This window comes from Endozoicomonas sp. ALC020, from assembly GCF_049275935.1.
Taxonomy (GTDB): domain Bacteria; phylum Pseudomonadota; class Gammaproteobacteria; order Pseudomonadales; family Endozoicomonadaceae; genus Endozoicomonas_A.
In genome coordinates this window covers 2170325-2191385 of sequence record NZ_CP184830.1, presented here as the reverse complement: position 1 = coordinate 2191385, position 21061 = coordinate 2170325, and the positions used below count along the sequence as shown (strand labels likewise).

Sequence of the window (21061 nt, the reverse complement as noted above, 5' to 3'; positions counted from 1 at the left end):
GTTGCATTCCTCACAGTCCAGCCTGATGTGTATTAGTATTCGGCTCATTCACCGCTGGCTTACTGACAGCAGCAGACCCGCCTGAAGCTTCAGCATCCGTCGCTTTGTACTCCCCGGTATTCTTGTATTCCAGAATTTGCTTCGGCGTGACCAGATCACCGGTATTATTACCCCAGGCATTTCTTTCGTAGGTAATGACTGCCGCCAGATCGACTTCGCTCAACTGGGCAGCAAAGGCCTGCATGGCGGTACCCTTCTTGCCGTTCAAGACAATATCGATATGCGCTTTGACCTGATCTTTCTCAACAGCCATTTTTGATCCTTTGAGAGCAGGAAACAGGGGCGGCATACCCTCACCATTGACCTGGTGACAGGCCGCACAGACTCTTTCGTAGGTGTTTTTTCCGCGCTCCATCAGCTCGGCCATAGTCCAGTTTTTACTGGTTAACTCACGCTCTTTAGCAGCCAGTGTTTTCTTCTCTGACAACCAGTCTTCATAGTCATCCGGTGACCTGACATCCACTACAATGGGCATAAAGCCATGATCCTTCCCACACAGTTCTGCACATTGACCACGATAAATTCCGGGACGTTCGACGTTGGTCCAGGCTTCGTTAATAAAACCCGGAATAGCATCCCGTTTAACGGCGAATGAAGGTACCCACCATGAATGAATAACATCTGCGGCAGTGACCAGGAAACGGATCTTTTTACCTGCAGGTAATACCAGTGGTTCGTCAACCTCCAGAAGATAGTTGGGGTCTTTGCTGCGAACGTTATAAATCTGTTCCGGTGTAGTTTTGAGATTACTGAAGAAGGACACTCCTTCTCCCAGATACTCATACTGCCACTTCCATTGATACCCGGTAATTTTGATATCAATTTCAGCTTCATCCGTATCGTAAATATCAATCAGTGTCTTTGTTGCCGGAATCGCCATGCCCACCAGAATTAATAGTGGGATAGTCGTCCACAGTATTTCTACAATCGTACTTTCATGGAAGGGATGGGGCTTAACGCCTCTTGATTTACGGTGCATGAAAATGGAGTAAAACATAACACCGAATACCAGAATGCCAATGACCACACAGATAATAAATATGGTCATGTGCAAGTCGTAAACCGAACGACTGACTGCCGTAACCCCCTCGGTCATATTGACTTTCCAATCAGCCAACAGACGGCTGGGCATCATAAAACCTGATAGTGTGGTCAGAAAAACCAGAAAGTATTGACCGACTCCCCCGGAAACAATAGAAGAGGGTCGTTTTCTGGAAGTTAAACAAGTGGAAGAAACCAGAACTTTTCCTGATCCGAGCGACAATAACGACCGGACTATTCGAAAAATGGCACCATACCGGAACCCCGCCATTGGCACCATCCGGGATGGGCGATATTTACCGCTCATGCTTTTCGTCCCGTTCATGGCAGTTTTTATCAAAAGAAAGAGAGCTAGTGCGTGCTGCATCATTCCCTTACATCCCCTGACTGTCCGCCCAGACAAGGCGGTGACTTATTATTATTGTTCAGCAGACCCAAGTCTTGCTTTCAGAGGCGACGGGGCAGCAAGCATCCGGACATCCCCGAGCAATGCTTACTGACTTGACTAGTTGTCGTTACCGGACAGGAGCCACACAGCATCTTGCCAGAAAAACTGCAATACACTTTAACTATCAGAGCTAACTACCAGAGCTGCTGATTTACAGAGATTTCAGCCAACCGTCTACCTGTTATTTCTTTTTCGCTGTGGAGAAAAAAACAACCCGGTTCAGGCTATCTGCGGAAAGTCAAAGTGCCAATATTCAATCGCAAGAGAGCGCTAAGTAACCGACAACGTCATACTACTTCGGACCCGACCTGCAAAACCTACTGCACAGGAACACCCTGCAAATAACAATACCCGTGAGACGCATTGAGTGATTCATTCAACCTGACAATGATCGCTCATCAAGTATAGTCCCAGAACCTCATTAAACAACATGATTGCACAAAATGAAAAGAGTCTTGTCAAAAAATACCTTTAATAAAAAATTGCCACTTGTCGTTTAAAATAAGGTAACGTGAATTCAATGGAAAGAATACCTGTTTAGACTTTTTTCGATCACTCTTATTGAGTCAGCACAACTTTGTAACGCCTGTCACAGATACAAACATCCATTCATCTTCTTTATGATATTTTTGTTACACCTCGAAATGGGTGGATCAGAACCAACTTTCAGAGCCTGTTTAAGCATATGTAGTGTGTCATTTTTTTGACTGCACAAGTGCTTGCACTTTTTCATTTTTGTCGTAATTTACAGTCTTTTTTAAATTCTAATTTAATGAATAAAAGATCTTTGTATTATGAAAAAGAGGTATTTAAAAAAGCTTGAGTTCTTGTTGGTACTATGGTCTTTTTAACACCTTCACGGTGACGTTGCAGTACCCAAATTAATAGCAACCGCAACGGAGACAATCATGGACGTAGTGGCAATTAATAATCTGATCGATTGTGCCCGAAAGCATGAAGAGGGCTCAAGCCACCTTCAGTCGCTTGTCTGTCAACAGGTGGAGCAGTTGCACCACACAATCGAACTTCCCGACGACATGGCCAGTGAGACACTGCTGAAGTTTGCAGTTGAATACATTGATCATGTACCTGACTTTCTTGAAGCGCTGGATCAGGCTTCAAAGGAACTGGACATTGAGGCTTTCATTTCCCCTTTTCTAAGCATTGCCGAAGAGAACTTTCTGGCACCGGTTTTGCAGTCCCAAAATAATGTGGGGCTGTTTGATCTGCTGGATAAAGCCTACTTTACGCATCGACTGATTGAGGAAGTAAACGACAGTTACCTATCTCGAATCGGCTCTCCCCTGATCCCGATGAACATGACCTGGGCCAACCTGATCATTCATGCCATTCTGGGTGAAGAGTTTGGCAATGAGCTGGACAAAATCGTTGAGCAGACGGTCAGGCACATGATTCGTTCGCAGGAGCTTTATAACGATCGCATGTTCAAGGATTTCGTCAACAACCGCAATCCGGAGCAGTGGGTAACGACCTGGTCAAAATGGAATTGCCTGTCCAGCCGTATGGGTATTGAACTGAAGTTTACGTCAGCAGCCTGATCCGGGGCACTGACGATGAAGTAGACGTTAATGCAGAGGACTGTATTTGAACATCGCTTGTTAAACTCCAATAGCCATGGCGCATTTGCAAAGCAGCACAGCTGTGAGGGTTTATCATAACATCTGATTTCGAACTCAGGGTTGTTGATCCAGTATTCTTACGATCTGAACAGCGCTTTCCTTTTTAGCATCATCATCCGACTTCCTGTCTTCTGGGGAGACCCTCGTCACTGGTGGTTTCCCCGCAAGAGAAGGATCTTTTTCCATCACATCCGAATAATGGCATTCCACGCACTCGCGATAGTTTTCACCGTTCTCGGTGTACATCCTCACCGAATCCTGCTGACCACAGGATGGACAGACGGCTCCGGCAATAAATCTTTTCGTTGTCATAGCTCTGAGGCCTACAGCAAACAGGTGCCACAGCGCATAAATGCCTATAGCACATAAAGAAATACCAAGACCCCGAGATCCCATGATCTCAGAGCCTTTCATTCAAAATTCTCTTTTCAGACAGAGATACCCGAATGGCGCAACAGAGCATCCACTTCTGGCTCCCGGCCCCGGAAATTTACAAACAGCTCCATGGGCTCCGCAGAACCGCCTTTTTCCAGAATTTCATGCAGGAAAGACTCACCGGTCTGGCGGTTGAATATACCCTCTTCTTCAAATCGGGAGAAGGCATCCGCAGACAATACCTCAGCCCATTTGTAGCTGTAGTAGCCCGCCGCATACCCTCCAGCAAAGATATGGCTGAAGCCATGCTGGAAACGATTGAAGGCCGGAGGCATAACCACAGAGACCTGACTGCGAACTTCATCCAATACCGCCTGAACCGTTTTCCCTTCACTCACGCTTTTTGAAAAGTCTTTATGCAGTTTGAAATCAAACAGTGAGAACTCCAGCTGACGCACCATCATCATGGCGGACTGGAAGTTTTTAGCGGCCAGTAATTTATCCAGTTTATCTTCAGGCAGAGGCTCGCCCGTTTCAAAATGGCCGGAGATCAAAGCCAGACCTTCTTCTTCCCAGCACCAATTCTCAAGAAACTGGCTGGGCAGCTCGACTGCATCCCAGGCTACGCCATTGATTCCGGATACGGCAGAATAATCGACCCGGGTCAGCATATGATGCAGACCGTGACCAAACTCATGGAACAGGGTCACAACTTCATCATGGGTCAGCAGGGCTGGCTGATTACCAACGGGTGGCGTGAAGTTACAAGTCAGGTAAGCCACTGGCAGCTGAACTTTGTCGCCAATCCTGCGACGCACCCGGCACTCACCCATCCAGGCACCACCGCGCTTGTGTTCACGGGCATAGAGGTCGAGGTAGAAACGACCAATCACTTCGCCATCGCGAATAACATTGAAAAAGCCAACATCTTTGTGCCAGGTTTCAACGTCGGTGACCTTGTCAAAGGTAATTCCAAATAGGCGTTCCACGACAGAGAACATGCCATTCACTACTTTTTCTGACGGAAACCAGGGACGCAACTCTTCCTGAGAAATAGCGTAGCGCTGCTGTCTGAGCTTCTCGCCATAGTAGCCAATGTCCCAGGCCTGCAAATCTTCAGCACCGTGTTCTGCTTTGGCAAAGGCTTTCAGTTCATTCAGTTCTTTTTCTGCCTGAGGCTTGCTCTTACTGGCCAGATCTTCCAGAAACGCAACGACCTTGTCAGTGGAGTCAGCCATTTTGGTCGCCAGTGAGTATTCCGCATAGTTATTGAACCCCAGCAGTTCGGCCAGCTCCTGACGTAGCTTGAGGATTTCATTAATATTGCCTGAATTATCAAATTCACCCGCATTCGGACCCTGGTCCGATGCCCGGGTACTGAACGCTGTATAAACCTCTTCCCGCAACTCACGATTGTCTGCATAGGTGATCACCGGGAAATAGCTCGGAAAATCCAGATTCAGCATCCAGCCTTCGCTGTGACCTTTGGACTCAGCCAACTGTCTGGCGCCTGCCAATGCGGATTCAGGCAGGCCGACCAGCTCTGATTCATCGGTAATCAGTTTGGACCAGGCCATGGTGGCATCCAGAACATTGTCAGAAAACTTACTGGTCAGTTCAGAAAGACGTTTTTGAATGTCGCCATAACGAGCTTTTTTCTCTTGCGGCAGGGCAACACCCGCCAGTTTGAAATCCCGCAGATTATCGGTAATGACTTTTTTCTGAGCCTTATCCAGATTCTCGAACCCCTCTGACTCAGACAGCGTCAGATAGGCCTGATAGAGATCCTGATTCTGACCCAGCCATGTTGAATATTCGCAAAGCAGGGGAAGACAAGCATTGTAAGCATCTCTTAGCTCATCGGTATTGACGACAGCATTCATATGACCCACCGGTGACCAGGCCTGATTAAGCCTGTCTCCCAGACTGTCCATGGGTTCCTGAAGCGTCTTCCAGCTGAAGGTTTGATTTTTATCTGCCAGAAGTGCGTCTACCGCTTGCTCACTTTCGGCAATAATGGTCTCTACAGCCGGTTTTATATGCTCTGGTTTAATCTTGGCAAAAGGAGGCAGTTCGCAGGTTTCCAGCAGTGGGTTGCTCATAATTCAGATGCTCGCTGTTTATTGTCCAAACTGATGGTTCTTTTTATGTCTATGGGTGCAGGATTATCGGTTTTCAAGGACAATGCAATACTTGAAAGCGTTCTGCTTCGCGACAATAGTTGTCTAAAAGGCATAACTTTCTTTCAGTTTGAGCAATTGTTGTTCTAACTTTCCCTGTCTGAGAAACTATTGAGGCATGAGATGAGTCCAACTGTATTCAAGGAGAAGCACTATGCCATCATCAACGCATGGAATATGCACTTCCGGAACTGAAGTGACAAATATCTCATCTCATGGCATCTGGCTAATGACCAGTGGCAAAGAGCTGTTCATGTCTTACGAAGATTTTCTATGGTTCAAGGACCAGCCAGTTAGCGCAATCATCAACGTTGAAGAACTCAGAAAAGGTCACTTCTATTGGCCAGATATTGATGTTGATCTTACTGAAACAATGATTGAATCTCCTGACCGTTTTCCTCTTAAAGCCCAGACAAAGAGCAAGCAAAGAAGTCAAACATCATGACAAGCCAATCCATCAGAACCTTCAGAGGTCATACCCCAGCACTGGGTGACCGGGTATTTATTGACGAAACCGCCCTGGTCCTGGGCGACGTAGAAATTGGTGAAGACAGCTCCGTCTGGCCCATGGCGGTGGTGCGCGGAGATATGCATCGCATCCGCATAGGCTCACGCACCAGTATTCAGGACGGTTCGGTGTTGCATATCACCCATGCCAGCGCGTTTAACCCCGATGGTTATCCGTTGATTATTGGTGATGAAGTGACGGTCGGTCACAAGGTCACCCTGCACGGTTGTACGATCCACAATCGCTGCCTGATTGGCATTGGAGCCGTGGTGATGGATGGCGTAGTGGTCGAGGAGGAAGTGATTGTCGCTGCGGGCAGCCTGGTGCCACCGGGAAAGCGACTGGAAAGCGGGTTTGTCTACAAAGGCAATCCAGCCCGTAAGGCTCGCCCAATCAGTGAAAAAGAGAAGGCTCTTTTCTCTTACGGTGCCGACAACTATGTGAAGTTGAAAAACGAATACCTGGGCCTTTAGAAGGTTATTAAAAATAAATTTAATATAATTAAAATTCACTTTCGCCCAAAGTATTACAGACGCTTGAACTATCCAGACCTAATCTTCCCATATCAGCAAATGATTTGGGGAGATTCACCATGAGCGAAGCCATTAAGCCCATCAACACAGCAGCCACTCAACAGTCCCACTGGATCGCAGACAGCCAGATGGATAAGCAGGAAATCTACAACGCTGAAAAGCAGGCTGAGAAATTTCATGAAAACCTCAGCGCCCAAACCGCTGAACAGCATTCTGGATATATGAAAGATAAACAGGCAAGACTCGCATTATTGCTGAGCCAAAAGAATTTTGTTATCTGAGCCTATGCAGATTGACTGGGGCTGCTATGCTGTCAGCTCCATTCACGTAAACAGGTTCCATAATTCATGTCCCTAGAAGTAAGACTTGAAAAGCTTGAAACCCAGCATAGAAACCTTGACGCAGATGTGCACAGTCTGGCCAGGGTGTGTGCAGATATAAAAAACATCGCACTCACTAATCAGCATGATATTGCCGGATTGAAGTTAGATGTTTCCGGGGTGAAGACGGATCTCGCTGGTGTGAAAGCCTGCATAGCTGCATTGACAGAAGCCACCCACGCAGGGTTCAAGAGGGCGGATGAACAACACAATGAGTTCGTCAGGGAAACCCGCCAACGCTTTGATGAACATGACAAGCGCTTTGATGAACATGACAAGCGCTTTGATGAACATGACAAGCGCTTTGACGAAGTCGATCGGCGCTTTGACAAGGTCGACGAGCGTTTTGATCGGCTCGAGTTACTCATTCGTCAGAGAATTCCCAATACACAAAACTAATCACTTCCGAAAACTTACCCTTCCACAAAAAGCCCGCCAGATTTTAATGGACGGGCTTTGCCGTGCAAAATCGACAAATCAGGATTGGTTTTTTTAAAGTCCAGATGTTATAAGCCCGCTCAATTTTTTTATTCCAATTCTGAGTCTAAGCTGAACCGATGGAAATCTACTCCACAGCCATATTGCTGTTCCTGATTATGGATCCGCTCGGCAATATGCCAATCTTTATCTCTGTTCTAAAAGCTGTGCCCCCCAGGCGTCGGGTCAAAATTCTGATGCGGGAAATGCTGATCGCCCTGTTGATTCTGGTGATTTTCCTGTTTGTCGGCGATGCCATGCTACGGGTACTCCATCTCAGGCAGGAAGCGGTCAGTATTGCAGGGGCGATTATCCTCTTTATTATCGCCATCAAGATGATTTTCCCTCCCAGCCGAGGGGGTGGCATCATGGGTGACACTCCCGATGGCGAGCCTTTCATCGTACCTTTGGCCATTCCTTTGATTGCCGGTCCTTCTATCCTGGCCACCCTGATTCTGTTGGGTAATCAGCACCCGGGAGAACAGGCTAAACTGGTGACGGCGTTGCTGATCGCCTGGGCTGCATCCGCCGCCATCCTGATGTGCTCAAATCAATTTATGAGAGTATTGGGCAACCGTGGTGTATTCGCTATTGAGCGACTGATGGGGATGATTCTGGTGATGCTTTCTGTGCAAATGTTTATGGATGGTATTGCCAAGTATCTGGGATAATTCCTAATCGTTTGGAGGCTGCAAAAAGTCAGCCTCCAATCTCAAAAGCCGTAAAAGTATCCTTAATTTATATCTTCCATACAAAATACTTATCGCCTGATGCGCTGCAAAAAAGGTGTAACTTTGCCAGCATAAAAAAACTGCATAACCCTTATGAAAAAAACTTATAACCATAGATTAAGGAAAAGTCAGTTTATTCACCTGTATTTTTATAAATTTCAACAAGTCTAACTTTTTTGAACGATTCAATTTTTACGCACATACGTTCAAAAACCTTCTTGATCCTTTTTACAACTTTTAGTTATATTCGGTTACCCGACCACTGTGATTCGGTTTTTCTGTATTAAAAACACATAATCCGAATAGTCGATGATCAGGGTCGGGGAAGATTTCCGTGATCTGTTTTTCGGGATCAATGCTACACCCGGCGGAATTGACGACAGTAGTCCATCAAATAAAAACAACCACCCAGTAGATGACTCTTTACTCAAGTTGAGAACATTGAACAAGGTGTTATAAAACGGCAATACACAGGATCGTGTGTTACTCGTCTTGCTCTGACACATCCGTCAGCAGCAACAGCACCCGCCCATTACCATAACTCCAATCAGAATTATGCGTTGACCGTTATCAGACCGGTCATCGAATGAAGGGGATAACAATATGAAGAAGCCATTCAAGGCTCTGAAGCTTGCCGGTATTCCGGCTTTGACTCTGGCTGCCAGCATCATGGCCGCCTCCAGCGCCAACGCCGCAATCGTTCCGGCAGGCACACAACTGGCACAGGTCCAGGAGCTGGTCCGCGGGAACGGTGCAGAGCCTGCCTCTCTGGATCCACAGAAAGTAGAAGGCTCTCCAGGCAATAAAGTTGTTAAAGATTTGTTTGAAGGTCTGGTAAACCAGGATGCTGAAGGCAATGTTATTCCCGGTCAGGCAGAAAGCTGGTCAATTTCCGACGATAACAAAGTATTTACCTTTAAGATTCGAGATACAGCAAAGTGGTCCAATGGAGACACTGTAACAGCCCATGACTTTGTTTTTGGTTTCCGAAGAGCTGTAGACCCAGTCACTGCGTCACGCTATTCCTGGTATATGGAAATTCCCACTATCGTTAATGCTTCTGAGATTATCAAAGGTGAACAGCCCGTTGAAAGTCTTGGAGTCAAAGCTCTTGATGATAAAACCTTTCAGGTAACGCTTGAAAAACCTGTACCTTACTTTATCAAAATGCTGGCTCACTACACTATGTTCCCTGCACCGGAGAAGGTTATAAAAAAATATGGAAATAACTGGACCAAGCCGGAAAATATAGTATCAAATGGCGCATACAAGATGGAAAAATGGGTTGTGAATGAACGAATTACATTGTCTCGCAATGCCCAATATTGGAATAATGAACAAACCGTCATTGACAAAGTCACTTTCCTGCCAGTCTCTGGCAATATTGAGCTTACACGCTACAAAGCAGGTGAAATAGACTTTACCAACGGCATAACACCTATTCCCGTCCAGCACTTTGCCAGCTTGCAGAAAAGCATTCCTGATGAAATAAAAATCACCCCAAGGCTCTCCACTTATTATTATGAGTTTAATGAGAAGGTTAAGCCTTTTGATGATGCTCGTGTCAGAAAGGCCCTTTCCTATGCAATCAATCGCAACGCTATTGCCAAGTATGTAATGAAACAAGGTGAAACACCTGCTTATACTTTCACACCTAAATCTGTAGCTGGTTTTATTCCACCTGAAATAGATTACAGCAAGATGACTCAAGCTGAGCGTGATAAAGAAGCCAAGCGCCTCCTGACAGAAGCCGGTTTCGGTCCTGATAATCCATTAGAATTTGATCTCCTCTACAACACTGATGAGGCACACAAACAGATAGCTATTGCCATCTCGCAGATGTGGAAGCCTTTAGGCGTTGAAGTCACACTGGAAAATCAGGAATGGAAAACCTTCCTCGATAGTAAAGATGAAGGTAAGTTTCAGGTTGCCAGAGCAGGGTGGGCAGGAGACTATAACGAAGCGTCGACCTTTCTTGATTTAAAAACATCCACTCATGGTCAAAACGATGGCAAGTTTAATAGTCGTGAGTATGATGCCTTAATGGAAAAATCCAGAACTGTTACTACAGACGAAGAGCGCGCCGAACTTTATCGCAAAGCAGAAGAAATACTTGCAGAGGATATGCCTTTAGCACCTATCGTTGAGTACACAACAAGCCGACTGGTTAAGCCATACGTCGGTGGTTACCCAATGAGCAATGTTGAGGACAACGTTTACACCAGAGATTTGTATATCAGGAAACATTAATCTCTCTGGCGTGGAAAACCCCTGGTTCCCACGCTCTTGAGGGATGTCACAAACCCTCCGGTTTCCGGACTGAAGCCCGGCAACCGGAGGGTTGGTAACAGCCTCTCCTGCATGGAAACAAGTTTTACATACAGTCAGGGACACATAGTCGTCTAAGACTAACAAAGAGTGTACCTATGTTTATATTTATTCTGAAACGCATCGGCGTTGCCATTCCGACACTGTTCATTCTCGTACTTTTGTCGTTTTTTCTGATGCAGATGGCTCCGGGCAGTCCTTTCACGGGCGATTTCAATATGCCACCGGAGATCCTGGCCAACCTTGAAGCCAAGTACCACCTCGACAAGCCGCTCTGGCAACAGTTTGCCTATTACCTGAAAGACCTTCTGCAGGGCGACCTGGGACCGTCTTTCAAGTACAAGGATTACACCGTTAACGAACTGGTGGCCCAGAGCTTCCCGGTTTCCCTGACCATTGGCTCACTGGCGTTTTTATTCACCGTTATTGTGGGAGTTGGACTGGGAACTCTGGCAGCCCTGAAGCAAAATTCCTGGATCGACTACACCATAATGACGTTCTCCATGGTGGGCGTTGTACTTCCTTCTTTTGTGATTGCGCCACTGATGGTACTGATCTTTTCCATCAGCCTGAAGTGGTTGCCTGCGGGTGGCTGGAACGATGGCAGCTGGCAGAACATGATTCTTCCTGTCGCCGCCATGGGTATTCTTTATGTAGCGGCAATAGCCCGAATCATGCGTTCCAGCATGATTGAAACCCTGAACAGCAACTTTATTCGTACTGCCAGGGCCAAGGGTTTGCCAAAGCATCACATGATTCTCAAACATGCCCTGAAACCCTCATTGCTGCCTGTTGTTTCTTATCTGGGCCCGGCTTTCGTCGGCATTATCACCGGCTCTGTGGTGATTGAAACCGTGTTTGGCCTGCCGGGCATGGGCCAGCATTTTGTCAATGGAGCACTGAACCGGGATTACTCGCTGGTATTGGGACTGACGATCATCATTGGTTCACTGACCATCCTGTTCACCGCTATCGTCGATATTCTCTATGGGCTGATCGATCCAAAAATCAGGGTGGGGGGTTAAACCATGGCGTCTATTTCCATGAAAACCGGCACTGTGAATAACATGGTGAAAAAAGAGAGCCAAAAGGCTGTGGAAAACTTCTCCGAACAGCTTGCCAACGAGCGCTTGGAGATTGAAGGGCGCAGCCTCTGGGCCGATGCCCGCCGACGCTTTCTGAGTAACAAGGCCGCTGTCGCCAGTATGATTGTTCTGGCAGCGGTCACCTTGCTGATTATCTTTGGCCCTGCGGCCAGTCAGTTCACTTATGAAGAAATTGACTGGGCCAATATGGCTGCACCACCCTCTATGGAAACCGGACATTTCTTTGGTACCGACCACCTCGGTCGGGACCTTTTCGTACGGACCCTTGAAGGCGGACGAATCTCCTTCATGGTAGGTGCACTGGGGGCTCTGGTGGCCGTTATTATCGGAACCATTTACGGTGCCATGGCGGGCTTCCTGGGTGGCCGTGTTGATAACCTGATGATGCGGGCCCTGGAAATTCTTCAGTCTTTCCCGTTTATGTTTCTGGTTATTCTGATGATCACTTTCTTCGGACGCTCCATATTGCTGATCTTTATCGCCATAGGGGCGGTCTCCTGGCTGGATATGGCGCGTATCGTCAGGGGTCAGACCTTGAGCCTGAAGAGCAAGGAGTTTGTCGAAGCGGCCATCATCAGTGGCGCCAATTCCAGCCAGATTATTTTCCGTCACCTGATTCCTAACCTGCTCGGTATTGTGGTGGTTTACGCCTCCCTGCTGGTGCCCGGAATGATTCTGTTTGAATCCTTCCTGAGCTTCCTGGGACTGGGTGTACAGGAACCCATGACCAGCTGGGGTGCACTGGTCAACGAAGGCGCCATCTCTATGGAAGTGGCGGTCTGGCAGCTGGCCTTCCCGACCACTTTTCTGGTGATTACCCTGTTCTGTTTCAACTTTATTGGCGACGGGCTCCGTGATGCCCTGGACCCGAAGGATCGTTGATATGCAACTATTAGATGTCGATAACCTGCGGGTTCGATTTACGACACCCGACGGAGATGTCACAGCCGTAAACAATATGACCTTTTCTCTGAAGGCTGGTGAAACACTGGGCCTGGTAGGAGAGTCCGGGTCAGGTAAAAGTCAGACTGCTTTTGCTCTCATGGGGCTGCTGGCCAAAAACGGCATTATTGAAGGTTCCGCCAGGTTTGAAGGACAGAATATTCTGGCGCTGAGTGAGACTGAGCTGAATCGTATTCGTGCCCAGAAGATCGCCATGATCTTCCAGGACCCCATGACCTCGCTGAACCCTTACATGAAAGTAGGGCCTCAGCTGATGGAAGTTCTAAAGCTGCATAAAGGCATGAGTAAAAAAGAAGCCTTTGAAGAATCCGTAAAAATGCTGGATGCGGTAAAAATTCCTGAAGCTCGCAAGCGAATGAGTATGTATCCCCATGAGTTTTCAGGCGGTATGCGTCAGCGGGTTATGATTGCCATGGCATTGCTGTGTCGTCCCAAACTGTTGATTGCTGACGAACCGACCACCGCTCTGGACGTCACCGTTCAGGCTCAGATCATGGAGCTGTTGAATGAACTGAAGACCGAGTTTAACACCGCCATCATTATGATCACTCACGACCTGGGGGTGGTGGCCGGCATCTGTGACAAGGTACTGGTGATGTACGCCGGTCGTACCATGGAATATGGCACCACCAACGAGGTCTTCTATGATCCTCGTCATCCATATTCCCGAGGCCTGCTGGGTGCGATTCCACGACTGGATACACAGGGTGATTCGCTGCCCACTATTCCGGGCAATCCTCCGAACCTGTTGAGCCTTCCACAGGGCTGTCCTTTCCAGGAACGTTGCCCTCATGTCATACCACGTTGCCAGCAGGAAGCGCCGCCACTGGAGAGCTTTGGCGAAGGTCGTCAGAAAGCCTGTTTCTGGACACCCGACAACCCCGTTAATACTTCCGGCAGGGAGGTGGCAGCATGAGCCTTCAGCGATTTATAAAAAGCCCTCAGCGAGCTATAGAAAGCCCTCAGCCTATTTTGAAAGTTCGGGATGTTAAGGTTCATTTCCCGATTCATAAAGCCAAAAACTGGCCCTGGGAGAAATCCCCGGTCCTCAAAGCCGTTGATGGTGTCAGTTTTGATCTCTTCGAAGGAGAAACCCTCGGTGTCGTAGGTGAGTCCGGTTGCGGCAAATCAACACTGGCCCGCTCGATCATTGGTCTGGTGAAGGCTACGGAGGGTAAAATTCTCTGGCAGGACGACAATATTGCCGGGCTACCGGAAAAAGCCATGAAAAGTATCCGCAAGGATATCCAGATGATTTTTCAGGACCCTCTGGCGTCACTGAACCCGAGAATGACCGTAGGCGATATCATTGCCGAGCCTCTTCACAACTATTACCCGGATCTCTCGAAAGATGAGATTCTTTCCCGGGTTCGTGAAATGATGACCAGGGTGGGCCTGCTGCCTAATGTTATTAACCGTTATCCCCACGAGTTCTCTGGTGGTCAGTGTCAGCGTATTGGTATTGCCCGGGCACTGATTCTCAAGCCGAAACTGGTGATTTGTGATGAGCCGGTGAGTGCTTTGGACGTGTCCATACAAGCTCAGGTGGTTAACCTGCTGAAAGAGCTTCAGCAACAGATGGGACTGTCACTGATCTTTATTGCCCACGACCTGAGCGTAGTCAAGCACATCAGTGATCGGGTACTGGTGATGTACCTGGGTAATGAGGTAGAGACCGCCAAAGCCGAGCCAATGTATGATGCCCCCCGTCATCCTTACACCAAAGCTTTGTTGTCGGCGGTGCCTGTCCCTGATCCGAAAATGGAAAAAGAGAAGGAGATTGAACTGTTGGAAGGTGAACTGCCATCGCCTATCAACCCACCCAGCGGCTGTGTCTTCAGAACCCGCTGCCCGATAGCAGAAGCCAGCTGCGCCGAGCATCGTCCAAGACTGATGAATGTAGGCAACCAGCATTTTGCGGCCTGTCCCAAGGCCTGATTAACTTCTCACCTGTCTAATGGCAGGTGAGTCGTCTTGCCGTTCAGCTAGCCTTCCGGCAACCAATTCTCTGTCATGATTTGCTCAAAATCCCAGGGACAGCTCTCTGGAAAACTGCTCTCATCCAGTCTCTGATGGGGCTGGACGTAATCATTCATGGCCTGAATAGCCAGTTTCTTACCACTGGCGTAAGCGTCGTCAAATACCTCACAGACTTTATGATTCAGGTGGGAACGGTCCTGAAGCAGAATGACCAGCTGTTCCCTCTGTTCCCGGATAGTGCCTTTCCAGCTACGGCAGTTATATGGCTCTGGAAGCACCGGATTAATGACTTGAGTCTGGTACTGGTATTTGAGCAAGTGCAGCAAGAGAGTCGTTAGCCTGGATCGAAGGGTGTTTCGATCATTGCCCATATCATCAAACTCCTCAATGACTCTCTCCAGATCAAGTTGATCAAAGCGCCGGTTGATCAAGTGATCTTTCTGTTGCTCTTTCCAGCGATAAAAGTCAGTTTCGTACAGGTTTTCCATAAGCTACCTCCATTGCTCTTCCACTTTAGGCAAAAACAAAAAGGGGAGCAAAGGCGAACTGAAGAAAGATTCCTACAGATGGGGCTGTCACTGATCTTTATTGCCCATGACCTGGGCGTAGTCAAGCACATCAGTGACCGGGTACTGGTGATGTACCTGGGTAATGAAGTAGAGACCGCCAAAGCCGAGCCGATATATGTCGCCCCCGTCATCCTTACACTAAAGCGCTGCTGACTGCGGTGCCTGTCCCAAGGCCTGTATCTTTACTTCTTGCTATATCTGCTGACGCAGATATGGCTCCCTTTCTCATAAACCTGCAGAACAAAACAGGTAACTGACTGGCACAGCCACTAGCTGATCCGAGAAGGGTAGTACCCTGTCTCCGTTATAGACGATAACACCTCGTTGAATACATCCTGTTTTTATCAGCATTTCCTGAGCCGCAAACATTTCCTTCTTAATCGTTAAGCCTGCTTTCACTTCAATACCTGTCGCTCGTCCGCTACGTCCGGACAAAATAAAATCCACCTCTCGCTTGTTTTTGTCACGGTAATGGAACAATTGACAGTCCTCATCACTGACAACGATAGCTTTCAGCAATTCTGAGCAAACCCAGGTTTCCATCATTGGACCCATCAGATTTTTATCAGCCTGAAGCGAATCTTCATTGATACCTCTCAGCGCACAAAGCAGTCCAGTGTCCACAAAATGTATTTTGGCCTGCTTGACACTTCGTTTCAGCTCATTGCGATGCCAACCGGGAATTCGCTTCACCAGATAAAGATTTTCCAATGCCGAAACATACTTCTGTACCGATTTAATATCCATCTGCACAGCCTTTCCAAGACTGGCATAGTTCAAAGCATTTGATGAAATAGAGGCTAACCGTTTCAGTAGTTGAGCCATTTCATCCAGCTTTTGCAGCTGGAACACTTCTTTGATATCTCGCCGAACAATGGCATCGCTATAGGAAAGATGCCAACGAGCCCTCCGTCTTGGTGAACGTTGCTGAACTTCAGGATAACCGCCGCAGACAATCGCCGAGATAACGTCATCGTATCCAAAAGAAATCAAGGGCTTTGGAACAAAATCTGGAGACAAGAGTTGTTTAATAATATCGTTTTCATCACTACTGAATAAAGACTGTTGCAGCTCAGGTTGACTGAACGGATACAGGGTCACGAACTCAACTCGACCAGCCAGAGAATCTGCCAGTGTGGGCAGCGTCATAAGATCAGCAGAGCCGGTCAGAATAAAAGAACCAGGCTGACGATCTTCATCTACTAACAATTTGATAGTACGTACCAGTTCAGGAGCCCTCTGAACTTCATCAATAATGACAGGGCGTAATTGATGACGCAGCAAGCCAATAGGATCATCACGGGCAATGGATAGAATATTTTCGTCATCCAAAGTTAGATAACTACCCTTTTCTATTAGCTCGGGTAGCTCCAGAAGATGCTTGCTCAGAGTAGTCTTTCCAGACTGTCTTGGGCCGGTTATCACCACTACGGGTGTATCAGTCAGACATTCCTGAAGGTACCGTTCAAGAGCTCTGGTAATGTAGGGCATGTTTTCGACCAAAATGGATTTTAAACCCGACTATTATGGATTTTAGTTAAGACTAAAATGGATTTCATTTAAGACTATTATGGATTTTAGTTAAGACTAAAATGGATTTCCAATAAAGATATAATGAATTTAAATCACTCAGTCATATTGCCTGTCAGCTGGTTTGGGACGAAGCCCATGGCTCCGCAAGCCGGTCAGACTGAATGGCTGAAAACCCGACATCACCCCTGAAGCGTACTGATTAATTATGTTTCAGGGGTTGTCATCTGGGCATTTCAAGGGTTTAATTCGCGCATTCTAAACAGCCCTGAGCTTGATCAACGATCGAGCCTTCCGGCAGAGTGAAACGCTTAATAAGTGCTTCCCATTCACTGTTGGTTCTTAATTTCCAGTTTCTCTATCCCTGTCCTGACTGGCTGGTTGGACCTTCCCGTTATTGAAGGTTGGTTTTAAAAGGAAAGGCATCATGCTAAAAGACAACACATACCTTGAGACCCTCTATAATGGCTACGGCCAGAGCTTTTCCGTCGATGAGATGTTGTTCGAACAAAAAACCGAACACCAGCATCTGGTCATATTCAACAATAAGATGTTTGGTCGCATGATGGCACTGGACGGTGTTATCCAGACTACAGAAAAAGATGAGTTTATCTATCACGAAATGATGACCCATGTGCCGATCCTGACTCACGGTAACGTCCGTCGTGTTCTGATCATCGGTGGTGGTGACGGTGGTATCCTGCGTGAAGTGCTCAAGCACAAAAGCATTGAACACGTCACTATGGTTGAGATTGATGGCGCAGTGGTCGATATGTGTAAAAAATGGCTGCCTGATCACTCCGCTGGCGCTTACGAAGACCCACGGGCCCAACTGGTGATTGACGATGGCATCAACTTTGTCAGTGACTGTGAAAAAACACCTGACGGCAGCTTTGACGTCATCATTTCTGACTGTACAGACCCCATCGGTCCCGGTGAAGTGCTGTTCTCTACAGAGTTTTATGCTGGCTGCAAACGTCTGCTAAAAGAAGGTGGCATCTTTGTCGCTCAGAACGGCGTCTGCTTTATGCAACTGGATGAAGTAGAGACCACCAGCCGTCGTCTGGGCCATTATATGAAGGACTGCTACTTCTACAGTGCCGCTGTACCCACTTATGTAGGTGGTATCATGACCTTTGCCTGGGGCTCCGACAATCCCGAAGCCCGTCACGTTTCTCTGGCAACGGTGACTGAACGTTTTGAAGCCTGCGGTGTCGAAACACATTATTACACTCCCGCTATCCACAAGGCAGCTTTTGCTCTGCCCGGATACGTAGAAAAGGCGATACAGAAGGTCAATGACTAACCCAGTGATGCCCGGCTTTCCGGAAGGCCCGATAAACAACCCTGACGCGGTGATCAGAGAAAGCGGATGGAGCGTTGAAGCCTCACGCTCCACCTACAACGCCCGCTATTGGAGCCAGGGATACTTCGATATTAACGACGATGGTGAAGTCGTTTATCTGCCCAGGGGCAGACCGGCAGTCAGTCTCAATAATATTGCCGCCCAACTGGTCCGCAAAGGTGCATCATTACCGATCCTGGTACGTTTCCCGGAGATTCTCCACGATCGGGTTAACACACTGTGTGACGCCTTTAACCAGGCCATTGGAGAATATGGCTATCGCAATGATTACCTTGCGGTTTACCCCATCAAGGTGAATCAGCAGCGAGCCGTGGTTGAAGAGATTCTGGAAAGCCAGGCCGCCAGGCAGGATCGCCAACTGGGTCTTGAGTCTGGCAGTAAACCTGAGTTGCTGGCGGTATTGGCCATGGCCAAGCGTGCCAGCTCTGTCATTGTCTGCAATGGCTACAAAGACAGGGAATACATTCGTCTGGCACTGATTGGTGAAAAACTGGGGCATCAGGTCTATATCGTTCTGGAAAAAATCACCGAACTGGAAATGGTTCTGAAAGAAGCCAAAGAACTCGGTGTCACCCCAAGACTGGGGCTTCGTGTTCGCCTTGCTTCCCAGGGTAAGGGAAAATGGCAGGCCAGTGGTGGCGAGAAATCCAAGTTTGGTCTGTCTGCCAGCCAGGTACTGAATGTCATCAAGCGACTAAAAGACAATGGCAACATGGACTCTTTGCAGCTGCTGCATTTCCATCTGGGCTCCCAGATGTCGAATATTCGTGATATACGCAAGGGCATCAGCGAATGCGCGAGAGTTTATGCAGAACTGTATCGCCTGGGTGCACCGATCCATTGTCTGGACGTGGGTGGCGGTCTGGCTGTGGACTACGAAGGAACCCGAAGCCAGAGTAACTGCTCCATGAACTACAGCCTCCAGGAATATGCGAACAATATCGTTTATACCCTGGGAGACCTTTGCGCCGAACAGGCCATTCCTGTACCCAGGATTATATCCGAGTCGGGTAGAAACCTGACGGCTCACCATGCCGTCCTGATCACCGACGTAGTGGGTGTTGAAAGCTACGAGCCGGAAGAACCTGATGCACCGGGCAAAGAGGCCCCACAACTTCTCCATAACATGTGGCGCTCCTGGCAAGATCTGGTGAAAGGTGTTGAGCAACGGGCACTGGTTGAGCTGTTCCACGACACTCAGAGTGACCTTTCAGAGGTTCATACACAGTTCGGAATCGGTCTGCTGGATCTTGAGCAAAGAGCCTGGGCAGAAAGTATTAATTTGAGAATTTGTTATGAGCTGTCCAGACGTCTGTCTCATAAAAACCGCTCTCACAGACCTCTGATTGATGAGCTGAGTGAAAAACTGGCTGACAAATTCTATGTCAACTTTTCACTGTTTCAATCTCTACCCGATGCCTGGGGGATTGATCAGGTTTTCCCGGTGCTGCCACTTTCCGGCTTGAACCGTCCGCCGGAAAAGCGGGCCGTTATGCTGGATATTACCTGTGACTCCGATGGCACCATCGACCAGTACGTTGATGGTCAGGGCATTGAAACCACTCTGCCGGTACCTGAGTGGCACCCGGATAAGCCTTATATGATTGGTATTTTCCTGATCGGCGCCTATCAGGAAATTCTGGGTGATATGCACAACTTATTTGGCGACACCGACACGGTATCTGTTCGTGTCACGGAACTGGGATTAGTCGAGATGTTTGATTTCCAGACCGGAGACACAGTGGAAGATGTTCTTAAGTACGTCAATCTGAAGCCGGAAAGCTTCCTGCATACCTACAAGAAACTGGTGGAAGAGTATCTGCCGGAATCCAGCCGGGCCTCTGTGCTGGCAGAGCTGGAAGCGGGCTTGAAGGGTTACACCTACCTTGAACACCTGGGAGGAATTGAGCTGTGATGTTCTTCGAAGGCTCTGAAAAAAAAGTAGAAGTCATTATAGCGACTGAAGCCGGTTCGCTGCGTGGGCTGGGCAAAAACTTCTGGTCCGATATGGTAGCCAAGGCTCAGGCGGACATTCTGACGACCCTGAGCAATGACTACTGCGACGCTTACCTGCTGTCTGAATCCAGCCTCTTTGTCTGGGAAGACCGCTTCCTGATGCTGACTTGTGGAACCACAACTCTGGTCGATGCCTTCCTGTTTTTTCTGGAACATGTGGCTGACGAACACATTCTGTTTGCCAGCTTTCAGCGCAAAAATGAGTACCTTTCACATCTGCAGAAAACCTCTTTTGAAGAGGATATTCACCGGATTCAATCTGATTTGAAAGGTAGTGCTTTTCGTATTGGCAGTCTGGACAGTCATCACAACTATATCTTCCATCTGAATCGTCCCTACCAGCCCAGGGCCGATGACCAGACCAGTGAGTTACTGATGTATCACATCAAAGGTGAGAGCGCTCAATATCTGCGCGGTGAAGGGCAAACGATTGAAGGTATCCGAAAACTACTCAGACTGGAAGAAATATTGCCCGGTTTTGATCTGAGTGACTGGCTTTTTGAACCTTTTGGTTATTCTCTCAACGCCATCAGAGGTGATCGTTACGCCACTTTCCATATCACACCTCAGGAAGACAGCTCCTATGTCAGTTTTGAGACCAACCTGAATATGGAAGACGCTGCTATTCTGGAAAGTCTGCTGGAAGCCCTGCGCCCGGGCAGTTGGGACCTGATTGGCTTTAATGCACCAGCTCCCCTGCGGGAAAATGGCGAGTTCAGCTGTCTGACAGAATGCCTTCTGCCTTTGGCCTGTGGCTATGAAATGAGTTTTAATCATTACCAGCACACAGAGCAGCGCTCACTGCAGGCCGTGGAGCTGACGGGATAAGA

Annotated in this window: 20 protein-coding genes; 15 read left to right on the top strand and 5 right to left on the bottom strand. The window is 48.0% G+C overall.

From position 1 onward, the window contains the following. Window positions 1-10 precede the first annotated feature (10 nt). Window positions 11-1195, bottom strand: a complete 1185-nt coding sequence (gene coxB / locus ACOJUO_RS07520) for a cytochrome c oxidase subunit II (protein WP_422140060.1) — start codon at window positions 1193-1195, stop codon at window positions 11-13. 1262 nt (window positions 1196-2457) lie between these two features. Between coxB and ACOJUO_RS07515 the strand changes: the two genes are divergently transcribed. Next, on the top strand, window positions 2458-3108 hold the full coding sequence (locus ACOJUO_RS07515) for a hypothetical protein (protein ID WP_422136119.1): 651 nt from the start codon (window positions 2458-2460) through the stop codon (window positions 3106-3108). 135 nt (window positions 3109-3243) lie between these two features. On the opposite strand, the gene ACOJUO_RS07510 is transcribed toward ACOJUO_RS07515, so the two are convergent. Both ACOJUO_RS07510 and prlC read right to left on the bottom strand, forming a co-directional pair. Then, the gene (locus tag ACOJUO_RS07510) at window positions 3244-3501 is read right to left on the bottom strand and encodes a YheV family putative zinc ribbon protein (protein ID WP_422136118.1); all 258 of its coding nucleotides are present in this window, start codon (window positions 3499-3501) and stop codon (window positions 3244-3246) included. Between the two features lie 116 nt (window positions 3502-3617). Further along, window positions 3618-5666: an oligopeptidase A gene (gene prlC, locus ACOJUO_RS07505; protein WP_422136117.1), complete on the bottom strand. Its 2049-nt coding sequence runs from the start codon at window positions 5664-5666 to the stop codon at window positions 3618-3620. Window positions 5667-5898: 232 nt separating this feature from the next. Here prlC and ACOJUO_RS07500 point away from each other — a divergent pair, with 232 nt between their 5' ends. From ACOJUO_RS07500 to oppF, 10 genes are all read left to right on the top strand, one after another. Next, window positions 5899-6189 carry a DUF2442 domain-containing protein gene (locus ACOJUO_RS07500; protein ID WP_422136116.1) on the top strand — a complete coding sequence of 97 codons (291 nt, stop codon included), beginning with the start codon at window positions 5899-5901 and terminating at the stop codon, window positions 6187-6189. Beyond that, window positions 6186-6725 carry a gamma carbonic anhydrase family protein gene (locus tag ACOJUO_RS07495; protein ID WP_422139416.1) on the top strand — a complete coding sequence of 180 codons (540 nt, stop codon included), beginning with the start codon at window positions 6186-6188 and terminating at the stop codon, window positions 6723-6725. The genes ACOJUO_RS07500 and ACOJUO_RS07495 overlap by 4 nt, the downstream gene beginning before the upstream one ends. 119 nt (window positions 6726-6844) lie before the next feature. Further along, a complete protein-coding gene (locus tag ACOJUO_RS07490; RefSeq protein WP_422136114.1) occupies window positions 6845-7066 on the top strand; it encodes a hypothetical protein in 222 nt (73 codons plus the stop codon). Between the two features lie 66 nt (window positions 7067-7132). After that, on the top strand, window positions 7133-7564 hold the full coding sequence (locus ACOJUO_RS07485; RefSeq protein WP_422136113.1) for a hypothetical protein: 432 nt from the start codon (window positions 7133-7135) through the stop codon (window positions 7562-7564). A 158-nt stretch (window positions 7565-7722) separates the two neighbouring features. Then, window positions 7723-8313, top strand: coding sequence for a YhgN family NAAT transporter (locus ACOJUO_RS07480; protein ID WP_422136112.1), 591 nt, complete (start codon window positions 7723-7725; stop codon window positions 8311-8313). Between the two features lie 663 nt (window positions 8314-8976). Continuing rightward, complete coding sequence (locus ACOJUO_RS07475) at window positions 8977-10623, top strand: peptide ABC transporter substrate-binding protein (RefSeq protein WP_422139415.1); 1647 nt, start codon at window positions 8977-8979, stop codon at window positions 10621-10623. A 176-nt stretch (window positions 10624-10799) separates the two neighbouring features. Then, the gene (gene oppB, locus ACOJUO_RS07470) at window positions 10800-11726 is read left to right on the top strand and encodes an oligopeptide ABC transporter permease OppB (protein ID WP_422139414.1); all 927 of its coding nucleotides are present in this window, start codon (window positions 10800-10802) and stop codon (window positions 11724-11726) included. Between the two features lie 42 nt (window positions 11727-11768). After that, the gene (gene oppC, locus ACOJUO_RS07465; protein ID WP_422137053.1) at window positions 11769-12689 is read left to right on the top strand and encodes an oligopeptide ABC transporter permease OppC; all 921 of its coding nucleotides are present in this window, start codon (window positions 11769-11771) and stop codon (window positions 12687-12689) included. A gap of 1 nt (window position 12690) precedes the next feature. Next, a complete protein-coding gene (locus ACOJUO_RS07460; protein ID WP_422139413.1) occupies window positions 12691-13686 on the top strand; it encodes an ABC transporter ATP-binding protein in 996 nt (331 codons plus the stop codon). Next, the gene (oppF, locus tag ACOJUO_RS07455; RefSeq protein ID WP_422139412.1) at window positions 13683-14708 is read left to right on the top strand and encodes a murein tripeptide/oligopeptide ABC transporter ATP binding protein OppF; all 1026 of its coding nucleotides are present in this window, start codon (window positions 13683-13685) and stop codon (window positions 14706-14708) included. The genes ACOJUO_RS07460 and oppF overlap by 4 nt, the downstream gene beginning before the upstream one ends. Before the next feature lie 47 nt (window positions 14709-14755). Here the strand turns inward: oppF and ACOJUO_RS07450 are convergent, their stop codons facing one another. Next, window positions 14756-15238 (bottom strand): DUF29 domain-containing protein, encoded by a 483-nt coding sequence (locus ACOJUO_RS07450; protein WP_422136107.1) that lies wholly within the window; start codon window positions 15236-15238, stop codon window positions 14756-14758. A 78-nt stretch (window positions 15239-15316) separates the two neighbouring features. Here ACOJUO_RS07450 and ACOJUO_RS07445 point away from each other — a divergent pair, with 78 nt between their 5' ends. Beyond that, a complete protein-coding gene (locus tag ACOJUO_RS07445; RefSeq protein WP_422136106.1) occupies window positions 15317-15472 on the top strand; it encodes a hypothetical protein in 156 nt (51 codons plus the stop codon). A gap of 72 nt (window positions 15473-15544) precedes the next feature. Here the strand turns inward: ACOJUO_RS07445 and ACOJUO_RS07440 are convergent, their stop codons facing one another. Beyond that, entirely contained in the window at window positions 15545-16810 is a 1266-nt protein-coding gene (locus tag ACOJUO_RS07440) for an ATP-binding protein (RefSeq protein ID WP_422139411.1), read from the bottom strand. Window positions 16811-17276: 466 nt separating this feature from the next. On the opposite strand from ACOJUO_RS07440, the gene speE reads away from it, so the two are divergent. From speE to ACOJUO_RS07425, 3 genes are read left to right on the top strand one after another with little or no spacing between them, the layout of a single operon-like run. Then, window positions 17277-18155: a polyamine aminopropyltransferase gene (speE, locus tag ACOJUO_RS07435; protein ID WP_422139410.1), complete on the top strand. Its 879-nt coding sequence runs from the start codon at window positions 17277-17279 to the stop codon at window positions 18153-18155. Then, window positions 18148-20130, top strand: a complete 1983-nt coding sequence (speA, locus tag ACOJUO_RS07430) for a biosynthetic arginine decarboxylase (RefSeq protein ID WP_422136103.1) — start codon at window positions 18148-18150, stop codon at window positions 20128-20130. The genes speE and speA overlap by 8 nt, the downstream gene beginning before the upstream one ends. Further along, window positions 20130-21059, top strand: coding sequence for an adenosylmethionine decarboxylase (locus ACOJUO_RS07425; protein WP_422136102.1), 930 nt, complete (start codon window positions 20130-20132; stop codon window positions 21057-21059). The genes speA and ACOJUO_RS07425 overlap by 1 nt, the downstream gene beginning before the upstream one ends. Window positions 21060-21061: the final 2 nt, after the last annotated feature.

Coding starts and splice junctions, on each gene's coding strand:
- coxB (WP_422140060.1), bottom strand. CDS start 1,195: ATGATGCCCAGCCGTCTGTTGGCTGATTGGAAAGTCAATATGACCGAG.
- ACOJUO_RS07515 (WP_422136119.1), top strand. CDS start 2,458: ATGGACGTAGTGGCAATTAATAATCTGATCGATTGTGCCCGAAAGCAT.
- ACOJUO_RS07510 (WP_422136118.1), bottom strand. CDS start 3,501: ATGACAACGAAAAGATTTATTGCCGGAGCCGTCTGTCCATCCTGTGGT.
- prlC (WP_422136117.1), bottom strand. CDS start 5,666: ATGAGCAACCCACTGCTGGAAACCTGCGAACTGCCTCCTTTTGCCAAG.
- ACOJUO_RS07500 (WP_422136116.1), top strand. CDS start 5,899: ATGCCATCATCAACGCATGGAATATGCACTTCCGGAACTGAAGTGACA.
- ACOJUO_RS07495 (WP_422139416.1), top strand. CDS start 6,186: ATGACAAGCCAATCCATCAGAACCTTCAGAGGTCATACCCCAGCACTG.
- ACOJUO_RS07490 (WP_422136114.1), top strand. CDS start 6,845: ATGAGCGAAGCCATTAAGCCCATCAACACAGCAGCCACTCAACAGTCC.
- ACOJUO_RS07485 (WP_422136113.1), top strand. CDS start 7,133: ATGTCCCTAGAAGTAAGACTTGAAAAGCTTGAAACCCAGCATAGAAAC.
- ACOJUO_RS07480 (WP_422136112.1), top strand. CDS start 7,723: ATGGAAATCTACTCCACAGCCATATTGCTGTTCCTGATTATGGATCCG.
- ACOJUO_RS07475 (WP_422139415.1), top strand. CDS start 8,977: ATGAAGAAGCCATTCAAGGCTCTGAAGCTTGCCGGTATTCCGGCTTTG.
- oppB (WP_422139414.1), top strand. CDS start 10,800: ATGTTTATATTTATTCTGAAACGCATCGGCGTTGCCATTCCGACACTG.
- oppC (WP_422137053.1), top strand. CDS start 11,769: ATGGTGAAAAAAGAGAGCCAAAAGGCTGTGGAAAACTTCTCCGAACAG.
- ACOJUO_RS07460 (WP_422139413.1), top strand. CDS start 12,691: ATGCAACTATTAGATGTCGATAACCTGCGGGTTCGATTTACGACACCC.
- oppF (WP_422139412.1), top strand. CDS start 13,683: ATGAGCCTTCAGCGATTTATAAAAAGCCCTCAGCGAGCTATAGAAAGC.
- ACOJUO_RS07450 (WP_422136107.1), bottom strand. CDS start 15,238: ATGGAAAACCTGTACGAAACTGACTTTTATCGCTGGAAAGAGCAACAG.
- ACOJUO_RS07445 (WP_422136106.1), top strand. CDS start 15,317: ATGGGGCTGTCACTGATCTTTATTGCCCATGACCTGGGCGTAGTCAAG.
- ACOJUO_RS07440 (WP_422139411.1), bottom strand. CDS start 16,810: ATGCCCTACATTACCAGAGCTCTTGAACGGTACCTTCAGGAATGTCTG.
- speE (WP_422139410.1), top strand. CDS start 17,277: ATGCTAAAAGACAACACATACCTTGAGACCCTCTATAATGGCTACGGC.
- speA (WP_422136103.1), top strand. CDS start 18,148: ATGACTAACCCAGTGATGCCCGGCTTTCCGGAAGGCCCGATAAACAAC.
- ACOJUO_RS07425 (WP_422136102.1), top strand. CDS start 20,130: ATGTTCTTCGAAGGCTCTGAAAAAAAAGTAGAAGTCATTATAGCGACT.